Here is an 11,976-nt window from a genome sequence, read left to right on the forward strand (position 1 = left end):
GGCGCAATCAGGACGATCTGGTGTGAAGGAATGTTCTGCTGCAAATCCAGCAGACCTTCGTCGATTTTCACCGCAGACAAGAACCGGAACTGTCTTTCATACGCTTCGGCATGAGTCAGCTCAGCCAGATGAATCTCTGGATCTCGCAGCAGTTTTCGAACGTATTTTGCGTCGACACCCGCCACGAAAAAGGCGACATCGATCTCACCCCGCTCCAGAGCTTCGGCTGCCAAATTCCCCGCCAGCGCACTGAATTCATCATCCTTTTCGCCCAGACCATTCGCTTTGAGTAACTGCAACGCGATTCCGCGCGTCCCGCTCCCTTCTGGCCCGATTGCGATCCGCTGCTGCTTTAACTGCGTCAGCCGATCGATTCCCTTGCTTCCGCGGTAGAAGATCCACAGGGGTTCGCGATACAGACTCGCAAGAGCTTCCAGCGAATCACACTCTTCGGAATTGGCGATGCCGGTCTGGACGAACGCGACACGGACGTCGGAATCGTCATCCATGAGCAGTTTCAGGTTCTCGACCGAGCCCTGCGTCGAACGAACTTCGAGAGTGATCCCCTCACTCTTCAGCAAGTTCGCATAGAGCTGGGCGAAGCGATAATACGCACCATCCTTGCCCCCCGTTGCAATCACAATCCGGCGGGGGGGTGGTGCTTCGACGAACAGGACGTAAGTCCCCACCAGCCCCGCCGTGCAGAGTGAAATCACCGCTAACCAGATCGAGAAGGGTGAGCGATTCCTTGCAACGTTCCTTGTCACGTTGGCTCCCAGCTAACTTCCATCAGGTCAAACTCACCCCGCGACTTCTGCCCGGGCAGGTATTCATTCTCCACGGAGCCGTTTGCCCAATGCGTTGATCGCGTCTCCACAGGCCTTGCGGGCGACGTTGAATTCCGCCACGGACACCTTCTCGCTCTTGAGATAGTCGAGAACGATGGCTTCGGCCCGGGCAATCTCCTGGCAAACTTCGGGGACTTCCGACGCAATTTCGGCGGGAATCGTCGTGACCCCGTTCAGATCGCCATGCAGCAGGTCCCCTGGGTAAATGACCATTCCCCCGACTGTGACGGGTCCATTAATGGAGACAATATGACAGTATCCATGCGCGGCGCAGGCCCCGTTCGTGAATGTTGGAAAGCCGAGTGCTTCGACCTGTGCCAGATCGCGCCCTGTCCCCGAGGTAATCAGCCCCTGAGCGCCAAATCGCTTGTAGGTCGAGCACATCACCTCACCAAACGTGGCTGACGCAGAGGGTTCGTCAAGATCTTGAAAGACGATCACAGGGGGACCGGGTAATGTGGCAAAGGCGTCCAGTTGAGCACCGATGCTTCCGTAGGCATCACCGCCGCGCGGGGGTGCCATACTGCGGAAGGTGGACGTCAACGCGTATCCCACCATCGGAGGGAAGCTGGGGAAACAGGCCTTGATCGACGAATTCATGTAACCCGTATTTCGTGGTCGCAGGTTCCATAACTCGACGGCGTTGCAGATTGTCGGTGAATCGAACTTTCGAAGCTCATCCAGCTGTGCTGCTGTCAATCCCTGGGCGGACATCAGGCCCCTTTCCGTGTCTCATGACTGCGATTCGAGGAGATCGTTAACCGTTCGGCCGAATCCTCCAGTTTGGACACGGCCACCGCATGGTAACGCAAACTGGACTGTTTTGAGAGTTTGCGCCGGGCGAATTCTGATCGTCAGGCGGCCCACTGCAGCACTGACCTGCCGTGCAATTGACGCACGCATCACAATTGCCCGATACTCCAAAAAGCGATGGCCCGACGAGGATGCGAGTCCGACGTGCGTGGTGAACTTGAGAATTTTATGGTGCCCGATCGGCTGAGGAGCGTTGGATGAACGGAGCTATGTTCAGAACCCTGTTAGGACTGGTCTGGTTTTGCACTTCACTGGCACACGCCGCGGCCCGCCCGGACGAGCTGAAGATTCTCAGCAGGGCCGATCGTTCGCCGACGGGGGGAGAAGTCAAGGAGACCGCCCGGTTCACCGAGCTTCCCAGTTGGGCGACCAGCGTCGCCTTCTCGGCCGACGATCAGACGCTGGCCATCGGACTCAAGAATCGAGTTCAACTGGTCGACGTCAGCCACAAAACACTCGGCCGGGCACTCGAATTCAAGACCGGGCAAGTCCGCAGCCTCAGCTTTTCAGCCGATGGAAAGTTCCTCGCCGTCGGCGGTTATCAGTTCGCCGGTCTTGTCGACGCCCAGACGGGTGCCTTACTGCATGAACTCAAGGGACATCGTGGCTCAGTCACAGGCGTCGCCTTTTCTCCCGACAGCAAGTTCCTGGCAACGGCCTGCGAAGATGAGGTCGGACGGATCTGGACACTGACGCCAGAACCAACGTCCAAAGAGCTGCGGGGACATGGATATCCATTAACCGCCATCGCGTGGTCTGCGGATGGAACACTTGTCGCCACAGCGGCTGGAGACGAATTACGCCCCACCAAGGCTGGTCAGGTCAAAATCTGGAACGCCGCCACCGCAGAAGTGAAGCACACTTTTGAACTCCACTCGAAAGCAGCGACCGGAGTGGCTTTCTCTCCCGATGGACGCTTTCTACTCTCAAGCAGTGTGGATGAGCACGTCAATGTGTATGACTTAACCAGTGGCAAACCTCTCGGTTACTTCGCCGGCCATTCGCGACCGACAAACGCCGTGAGCGTCCATCCGGACGGGGAAACGGCCGTGAGTGTCAGCGGAGGCCGCGCAGTGGGAAAGAACGAACTGATGATCTGGGAATTCGAAACAGGTGAGCCGCTGGTTGCGCTCGATGCACATGAAGCAAAAATCACGGCCGTCGCGGTCTCCCACAATGGAAGTCTGGTTGCCACCGCCGGGCAGGACAAATCCGTCGCGCTGTGGAACACGGCCTTCCTCACCATCGGACTGTCTCAATCTGTCGCTGCAACGGGGACGACTTCAGCAACAAACCCAGCAGCGTCGACCGACGTCGCCGCCGATCAGGTGGCAGTTCCGATCCAGGCCGCTACTGCCCTGCAAACGGAAAACGCTCCTGCTGCTCCCAAGACACTGCGGGTCGGGGTGATCGGTCTTGATACATCGCACGCTCCTGCGTTCGCCAAGACGTTGAATGCGAGTAAGCCCGTCGCAGGAGCAGAAGGCTGCCGAGTTGTGGCGGCCTATCCCAAAGGGAGCCCTGACATCAAAACGAGTCTCGAGCGGGTCCCCGAATACACCGAAGAATTCAAAAAGATGGGGATCGAAATCGTCGATTCCATCGAAGAACTGTTGAAGCGTGTTGATGTCGTGCTGCTGGAAACGAATGACGGACGACCTCACTACGAGCAACTTCTTCCCTGTCTGAAAGCAGGCAAGCCGTGCTTCATCGACAAGCCGATCGCGGGCTCACTTGCGGATGCGATCGCGATTTTTGAAGCGTCGAAGAAGTACAAAGTCCCGGTATTTTCTTCATCCTCACTCCGTTTCGGCAAGAATTCACTCGCTGTGCGGGCAGGATCGATTGGTCAAGTCATGCACTGCTTCACAACCAGTCCCGCCTCGCTGGAACCATCTCACCCCGATCTTTTCTGGTACGGAATTCACGGGGTCGAGTCGCTCTTCACCGTGATGGGGAAAGGATGTGAATCGGTCGTCCGTTCGGTCAACTCCGATGGCAAGATCGAAGTGACCGGAAAATGGAAGGGTGACCGGACCGGGATCTATCGCGAGGGACCCGGCTACACGGGAAATGCCCAAGGAGAAAAAGGGGAAGCGGCCGTCGGATCGTACGACGGTTATGACCCGCTGGTGATCGCGATTGTCAAATTCTTCCACACGGGGGAAGCACCTGTTTCGCCCGAAGAAACGCTGGAAATCTATGCGTTCATGGAAGCCGCCGATGAGAGCAAGCGGCAAAATGGCAAACCCGTCACCCTGGAAAGCGTGATGGAAAAGGCTCGTCAGGAAGCGGCCAAAAAGCTTGCGCAATGAATCGACGATCGGACCGATTTGGGATGCCATAACTTCCGACCGACTGGAGTTTGCCGCCCCCCTGCCTGGGGGCGGCAACAAATCATCACTTCATTTGCCAGGAAATGACCTTGGATTCCAATCAGTTACGCATCGCCGACAACCAGTATGTCTGGCATCCCTTCACAGCAATGTCGGCCTATCGGGACGAACAGGCACCGATCATTGTCGAGGCAGAAGGATTCTACTTAACCGACACAGAGGATCGCCGCTATCTCGACGGGCACTCGTCTTTGTGGTGTAACATTCACGGTCATCGCGTCGAGGCGATCGACCGGGCGATACGCGTCCAACTCGACCGGGTCGCACATTCCACGCTCCTGGGTCTGGCGAATGTCCCGTCGATTGAACTGGCGGCGGAACTCGTCAGCCGCACTCCCGAAGGTCTCAGCAAAGTCTTCTTTTCTGATTGCGGCGCGGCTGGCGTCGAAGTTGCTTTGAAACTGGCCTATCAGTACTTCCAGCAGCGTCCGAACAAACCACAGGTGCGAGATAAATTCGTCTATTTCGACGGTGCATACCATGGTGACACCATCGGGACGATGAGCCTGGGATCAATCGACCGATTCAAGAATCTCTTCAGCCCACTCCTCTTCCCGGCCATCTGGTCAAGCGTCCCAATTGCTACGCCGACACAGCCCCAGCAGGAGCGGCAGCAATTGGAGCACTGGTCGATCGAGCTGGAACGGCTGCTCTCAACACATGCCGGTGAAATTGCGGGGGTGGTGATTGAACCACTCGTGCAGGCGGCTGCCGGGATCAGAGTGCAAGCCGAAGGCTTCCTCAGCAAAGTCCGGGAACTGACCTACAAATATGATACGCTACTGATTGCCGATGAAATCGCGGTCGGGTTCGGCCGTACGGGAACTCTGTTTGCCTGTGAGCAGGAATCGGTGTCGCCGGATCTCCTGATTCTTTCAAAAGGATTGACCGGAGGCTACCTGCCGCTCGCTGCGACGCTGGTCACCGACGAGTTGTACGACGCGTTTCTGGGGGATCCCTGGGCGGGCAAAACGTTCTACCACGGCCATACTTATACCGGGAATCCCCTCGCCTGTGCCGCAGCGCTCGCCTCGCTTCGCCTGATTGATGAGCACAAGGTCTTACCGAATGCATTCCGACTGGAACGGATCCTTCAAGAGCAACTTGCTCCGCTGGAAGAGCTGCCGCAGGTCAAAGAAGTTCGCGTGAAAGGGACGATGGTCGGAATCGAGCTGGCCAACGGAGAAGAGCCCTTCGTACCCAGTCAGCGGGTGGGACATCGTGTCACGCTGGCTTGTCGACGCCGGGGTGTCATCCTGCGAAATATCGCCGATATCATTGTCCTGATGCCGGCCCCTGCAATGCCCGCAGAACTGGTCATCGAAATTTGTCAGGCCGTCCGGGAATCGATCGCTGAAGTCATTGCTGAAGGTGTCTGACCGGCATCGTCTGATCTTCACCAGACTACACAAGAACGGGGAGCGAACTTACGATCGCTCCCCGTTACTATTTGCGGTTCCTCCACCGGTTACAGGTGGATCACCCCTGGATTCGCTGGCGGATATTCCAGCGAGCCGTTCTTACACCCCTTCCAGTGCCTGCTTCAGGTCGGCAATGATGTCCTGGACATCTTCCGTTCCGACCGACAGTCGCAGGAAGTCAGGTGTCACCCCGGACGCCAGTTGCTCTTCGAGCGTCAGTTGCTGGTGCGTCGTGCTGTGAGGATGAATGATTAGCGACTTGCTGTCACCGACGTTAGCCAGATGGCTGAACAACTTCACGCGGTCGATGACCTTGATGCCATTCTCTTTCTGCTGAGTCGGCGTGGCCCCCTTGATTCCAAATCCCAGGATCGCTCCACAGCCGTTGGGGAGGTACTTCTTTCCCAGTGAATAGGAAGGATGATCTTCCAGTCCCGTATAGTTCACCCAGCTCACCTTGGGATGAGACTGCAGGAACTGAGCAACAGCGAGGGCATTTTCACTGTGACGAGGCATTCTCAGGTGCAGCGTTTCCAGTCCCTGAAGCAACTGGAACGCATTGAAGGGACTCATCGCCGGACCGAGGTCCCGCAAGAGCTGCGTCCGGGTCTTGATGAGGTAGGCCAGGTTCATCGGACCGAACGTCTCGAAGAATTTCATGCCGTGATAGCTGGGGTCCGGTTCGGTCATCTCCGGGAACTTCCCGTTCCCCCAGGGGAATCCCCCCTTCTCGATGATGATTCCGCCAATCGAGGTCCCATGTCCTCCGATGAATTTCGTACAGGAATGAACGACGACGTCGGCACCCCATTTGAACGGCTGGCACAGGATCGGAGAGGCCAGCGTGTTATCAACGATCAAAGGAATTCTGGCATCGTGAGCGATCTTGGAAATCGCTTCGAAATCAGGTACGTCAACGCGAGGATTACCGATCGTTTCGAGATACACGCAGCGCGTCTTGTCGTCGATCGCCTTGCGGAAATTCTCGGGATCAGACTGCTGGACGAACTTCGTCTTGATGCCAAACTTCGGGAACGTGTAATGGAACAGGTTGTACGTTCCACCGTAGAGACTGGTCGCCGAGACGATGTTCTGTCCGGCCTGCGTGATGTTCAGGATCGCGAGCGATTCGGCGGCCTGTCCGGAAGCAACGGCAAGTCCACCGGCCCCTCCTTCCAGAGCAGCGAGACGCTTCTCGAGAACATCGCAAGTCGGATTCATGATCCGGGTGTAGATGTTTCCGAAGGCCTGCAGGGCGAACAAACTGGCGGCGTGATCAGTGTCATTGAACGTGTATGACGTTGTCTGATAGATGGGGACAGCGCGCGAATTCGTGGCCGGATCGGGCACCTGGCCGGCATGAATACATTGCGTGGCGGGTTGAAAATTGTCTGTCATATGTGTCTTTCCAACTGAAAAAGAGAAGTCATTTCGGAAGCCGCAGGAAATGTGCAGAATCCTAGAAGTCCCGGGAACGATTCGCAATCATTGAACGATCTGCCGCGGATTCGCCAAAATGCAAAACAAATCAGGGACGAAGTGGCATCCCGCAGACTTGCTGCGGCCCTGCGGCGACTTGATCCTCAAGGCAATCTGGGGCAAGGGTTTCAATCAAATCACGCGTGCGGTCAGGTCCGCCAGCAGCTACTCTGTAAGACAGGACTGTCCTCAACGGTCCGAATCCTCTCCTTGAATCCCGTGGTTGAACGTACTCGGGGTCCCTGGTTCCGGAAGAGAAAAAACGCTGCGGTCGAGGTCATGATGTCAGCCCCCTGCCCCCTGATCACGGCCTGCTCAATTAGCCCCGTGAATTTCGACAGATCGTGATGAACACATCGAACCCATTACTTCTGACGCACTTCGCCGGGCGGGCAACCGTTTTCCTGCTATTCGCAGCGATAGCGGCAAGCGTGCCCGGTGGCCAGACACCGTCATCGGCGACACCGTCATCGGAAGAAGTGAAACCCACGACGACGCTTCCTGCGGATCTGCGCGCCCACGATGTCGAGGGACACCAGCATCAATTGCTAGGTTCGGCCGAACTCAAAGGGATTGGTCTCGTTTTTCTGACCCACGATACCGCGTCGAATCACGAGCTTCTGCAGCGTCTCAACAAGCTGGCGACTGTGTATCGAAAGCAAAACGTCACACTCTACGGCGTCTACTTAGCGCCCAACGCGACTCGCAAGCACGCTCGTGACGAGTTTCTCAAATTCCGTCCCAAGTTTCCGGTCCTGTTTGATGCCCGCCAATCGCTACGGAAACTGACGGGGGCGACCCATTCCCAGCAGGCCTTCGTCTACGATCGGGGCGGGAAGTTGATCTACCGGGGACGTCTGGATGACGCTGCGACGACCACAGGCAAGAAGAGCTCGTCAAAAAAGAACTATCTGGTCGACGCTCTGCAAGCGGTTGCACACGGAAAACGTCTGGCGGTAACTCAGACCGACCCCGCTGGCGAGCCACTGGCCCCGTTGACCGAGGATGAATCCTCGAGCACGATCCTGTTTACTCGGGATGTGGCACCGATCCTGTTTTCGAACTGTGTCAATTGCCACCGCGAGGGGGAGGTCGCTCCGTTCCCCCTGCTGACGTACGACCAAGTCCGCACCCGCGCCCAGTTGATTGTCGAAGTGGTCAATACACGGCTGATGCCGCCGTGGAAGCCCGCCCCCAATTACGGCCACTTTGCTGGCGAACGCCGACTTTCTCAGGAACAGCTCGAAACCCTTCAAGCGTGGTACCACGCAGAGACTCCCGAAGGGGACGACGATGATCTGCCACCCGTTCCGACGTTTCCCAAGGGCTGGCAGTTGGGTAAGCCTGACATGGTCATTCGCATGCCGCGCCGATTTGCACTCCCCGCTGACGGCCCGGACCTCTACAAACATTTCGTGATCCCGACGGGATTGCACCAGGACCGACTGATCAGAGCCATCGAAGTCCATCCGGGCAACCCCCGCATCGTGCACCACGCTCACATGTTCCTCGACAACAGCGGCCAGGCCAGATCGCTCGACGAGGCCGATCCGACGGAAGGCTATACACGGTTCGGAGGCCATGGCCTGCCCGAAGCCGCATATCTGGGGGGCTGGAATCCTGGGGCCACGCCGCATTTCTTTCCGAAAGGAATGGGCCGGTTGATGCCCAAAGGAGGCGACGTCGTTTTCCAGATTCACTACCACCCCTCAGGTAAGCCCGAATTTGATCAAACGGAGATTGGCATCTACTTCGCCCCCTCCGATGCCAGGCAAATGATCACAGATCTGATTGTCGGAAATGTCGATCTGGTGATTCCCGCCGATGAACCCGATGTTCGGTTTAAGGGAGAATATGTGACTCCCGTCAGCCTGCTGGTGCTGGAGGTTCGACCCCACATGCACCTTCTCGGCAAGAGTTACCTGGTTCGAGCCATTCTTCCCTCCGGCGCTGAAGTCCCTCTCCTCAAGATCGAAGAATGGGATTTCAACTGGCAAGACTCGTATGTCGTCGACCCGGTTGTCCACCTTCCCGCAGGATCACGTATTCAGATTGAAGTGGCATTTGACAATTCGTCGGGTAACCCCGCCAATCCCAATATTCCCCCCCAGACGGTCTACTTCGGCGAGGAATCAACCGACGAGATGTGTAACTGCAATTTGCGAGTCACCGCGGACACCTACGCCGAATTCCAGAAAATTGTCACCGACAACGGCGCGTACTGGTCGCGCGAGATGCAGAAATATCTCAGCCGCAACAGAACTCCGGACAGGAAAATCCGCGAATCGCAATGATCCTCTGAGCGAGTTCGTGAGACCCTCGTGCCCGTGAGCGGACGAGTTCAATGGACGTGTGCGGAGAATGTTGAACTTCTCGGATCGAGAGACTTCTCTGCACACCACCGGCGGCCCGGTATCGCTATGAATCGTCATTTCACTGCTGTATTGCGAATGAACTTCTGCAAACGCTTGCCGTTAATTTCCGCCACGTAAAGATTCCCTGACGCATCGAATGTCAGCATGTGAGGCATCTGGAACTGTCCCGTGCTTTTCCCTTCGCGACCCCAGCGTCGGACCACTTTCCCCTGGTCGTCCAGCAGCAGCACCTGACAGGCCCGTCCATCGGCAACGAATAATCGACCTTCGGGATCGAATGCCATTCCGTACGGTGCGAACCCTTTCCAGGTGGCGAGCCACTGGCCGTCGGTATCAAAAACCTGAATCCGATTGTTCTCTCGGTCCCCGACGAGTACGCGCTGTTCTTTGTCGACCACGATCGAATGAGGCAACCGGAACTGGCCCTGGTCTTTTCCCGCCGTTCCCCAGGTCGAGATGAACTCCCCGTTCTGATTAAACTTCATGACCCGACTGTTGCCGTAACCATCAGAAATGTAGACCACACCCTCGGGACCGAACGCAATATCGGTCGGCTCGTTAAACTGATTGTGGCCCGTCCCGGCGACTCCTGTTCCCAGGATCAGCAATGGGTTTCCCTGGGAATCGAATTTATAAACCCGACTTGAACCGACATCCGTGATCCAGACATTGTCGTCGGAATCGATGCGAAGTCCGTGAGCGATCTTAATCACATCATCGCCCCAACCTCGCAAAAACTTCCCTTCCGGGTCGAAGCAAAGAACAGGTCTCGGTCCGCGATGGAACAGGAACAGTTCTCCTTTGGAATTGACGGCAACGGCAGAACATTGCGCGACAGGCTGTCCTTTGGGGATCTGGAGAAATTTTCGCTGAGGGACGAGTGTAAACGGGAGTTTTCCCGGTTCCTGATCGTCAGCCACAGCGAATCCTGCAATCCCGATGCAGAACAGGAATGCGACGACAATCGGAGGAGCAGTCATACAGCGCACAGGGGTCGATCCTCGGGTGAGTAGCAGCAGTTGACACGTCATCTCCGGTGGAGGCGGTCACCGGTCTGGTTCGGACTTTCGATCACCACTCCACCATCATAGAATCAACGTTCTAAAGGTGGCCTTGGACATTCATCGTACCACGAATGGACAGACGAGTGAAAAAGCGATTCACACTGCGCCTGCTCGCTTGGATCGGGTTCTTCTGTTATGCCGCTTCGACCGGTGCGGCAGAAGTCTCGTTTCGGAATGATGTCATGGCCGTTCTTTCCAAGGCGGGCTGTAATCTCGGGACGTGTCACGGCAACGCTCGTGGCAAGGGGGGATTCCAGATTTCCTTACGGGGTCAGGACCCGGATGCCGACTTCGAGGTTCTTACGCGGGAACTCTTCGGCCGTCGCGTGAATTCCCTCGATCCCGATCAAAGCCTCATGCTGCTGAAACCGACCATGCAGATGGCCCACGAAGGAGGGAAACGGTTTTCGACAGAGTCGCAGGAATACCAGATCCTGCGAAACTGGATTGCGGCGGGGATGCCGCGAGACACCCGTCAAACGCCACAGTTACTGCGACTTCGCGTCCTCCCCGAATCGGTCTTTCTTCCCGAACAACGAACGTCCTCATCGCCGGGCTGGCAGCAGCAGATTGAAGTCATCGCCGAATTTTCTGACGGATCAGCAAAGGATGTTTCGTCACTTGCCGTCTATGAACTGTCGCAGCCGATTGCTGATGTCTCACGAGAGGGGCTGGTCACAGGTCACGCTGCAGGTGAAGTCACCGTCATCGTTCGGTATCTGGATCTTCAGTCGATCGTCAGGATCGCGTTTCTGCCCGATCGACCTGACTTCGTCTGGACCGGTCCCGACCCTGCGAACTTTATTGATGTTCAAGTCTTCGACAAACTGAAGCAGCTCAAGATCAGCCCGTCGCCCGTTTGCGATGATGCGACATTCATTCGGCGAGTCACCTTGGATCTTCTCGGGATTCCGCCCACGGCCCAGGAAGCTCAACGATTTGTTGACAACACGACAGAGAACAAGCGCGCCGTCCTGATTGATTCACTCCTCGAGCGGCCCGAATTTTCCGACTGGTGGGCTCTCAAGTGGTCCGATCTGCTCAGAATTGAAGAGAAAACGCTCGATCGAAAAGGGGTCGAAAATTTCTATTCGTGGCTGCGGGAGTCCTTCGCAACGCACAAGCCACTCGATCAACTTGTACGCGAGATTGTGGCCGCCCAAGGCAGTACTTACGAGGTTCCCCCCGCCAACTTCTATCGAGCCCTGCGGACCCCGTTTGAACGATCTGAAGCGGTCGGTCAATTATTTTTGGGGGTCCGGCTTCAGTGCTCCAAGTGCCACAATCATCCATTCGACCAGTGGACTCAAGATGATTACTACAGTTGGGGCAGCGTTTTCTCACGCGTGAACTACAAGATTCTGGAGAACCGCCGTCGAGATTCCAACGATCAGCATGAGTTTGACGGCGAGCAGATCGTGTATCTGAGCGAAAAAGGGGAAGCCAAAGATCCCCGCACCAACCGGTCACGCGACGCAAAGTTTCTCGGCAGCCAGGAACAGTTGCCAGCCGCCGACCATCCACTGCTTCACCTGTCGCAATGGCTGACCGACCAGCAGCACGAACGCTTCGTGCAAATG

Annotated in this window: 8 protein-coding genes; 4 read left to right on the top strand and 4 right to left on the bottom strand. The window is 56.6% G+C overall.

Going from position 1 to position 11,976, the window contains the following annotated elements; translation table 11 throughout:
• Positions 1–767, bottom strand: a 767-nt coding sequence (locus VGE80_RS04250) for a TAXI family TRAP transporter solute-binding subunit (protein ID WP_440591786.1), incomplete at its 3' end; no start/stop codon positions are given.
• Between the two features lie 63 nt (positions 768–830).
• Entirely contained in the window at positions 831–1,562 is a 732-nt protein-coding gene (locus VGE80_RS04255; protein WP_373651164.1) for an RraA family protein, read from the bottom strand.
• 296 nt (positions 1,563–1,858) lie between these two features.
• Between VGE80_RS04255 and VGE80_RS04260 the strand changes: the two genes are divergently transcribed.
• On the top strand, positions 1,859–3,976 hold the full coding sequence (locus VGE80_RS04260; RefSeq protein WP_440591787.1) for a Gfo/Idh/MocA family oxidoreductase: 2,118 nt from the start codon (positions 1,859–1,861) through the stop codon (positions 3,974–3,976).
• A gap of 104 nt (positions 3,977–4,080) precedes the next feature.
• Positions 4,081–5,436 (top strand): adenosylmethionine--8-amino-7-oxononanoate transaminase, encoded by a 1,356-nt coding sequence (bioA, locus tag VGE80_RS04265; protein ID WP_440591788.1) that lies wholly within the window; start codon positions 4,081–4,083, stop codon positions 5,434–5,436.
• Positions 5,437–5,577: 141 nt separating this feature from the next.
• Here bioA and VGE80_RS04270 read toward each other — a convergent pair whose 3' ends face one another.
• Positions 5,578–6,876 carry an O-acetylhomoserine aminocarboxypropyltransferase/cysteine synthase family protein gene (locus tag VGE80_RS04270; RefSeq protein ID WP_440591789.1) on the bottom strand — a complete coding sequence of 433 codons (1,299 nt, stop codon included), beginning with the start codon at positions 6,874–6,876 and terminating at the stop codon, positions 5,578–5,580.
• 428 nt (positions 6,877–7,304) lie between these two features.
• On the opposite strand from VGE80_RS04270, the gene VGE80_RS04275 reads away from it, so the two are divergent.
• Positions 7,305–9,251: a hypothetical protein gene (locus tag VGE80_RS04275; RefSeq protein ID WP_440591790.1), complete on the top strand. Its 1,947-nt coding sequence runs from the start codon at positions 7,305–7,307 to the stop codon at positions 9,249–9,251.
• Between the two features lie 134 nt (positions 9,252–9,385).
• On the opposite strand, the gene VGE80_RS04280 is transcribed toward VGE80_RS04275, so the two are convergent.
• Positions 9,386–10,312: a peptidyl-alpha-hydroxyglycine alpha-amidating lyase family protein gene (locus tag VGE80_RS04280; RefSeq protein WP_440591792.1), complete on the bottom strand. Its 927-nt coding sequence runs from the start codon at positions 10,310–10,312 to the stop codon at positions 9,386–9,388.
• Between the two features lie 167 nt (positions 10,313–10,479).
• On the opposite strand from VGE80_RS04280, the gene VGE80_RS04285 reads away from it, so the two are divergent.
• On the top strand, positions 10,480–11,976 hold a 1,497-nt coding region (locus VGE80_RS04285), incomplete at its 3' end, for a DUF1549 domain-containing protein (protein WP_440591791.1).

The sequence above is a fragment of the Schlesneria sp. genome, from assembly GCF_036405755.1.
Lineage (GTDB): Bacteria > Planctomycetota > Planctomycetia > Planctomycetales > Planctomycetaceae > Schlesneria > Schlesneria sphaerica.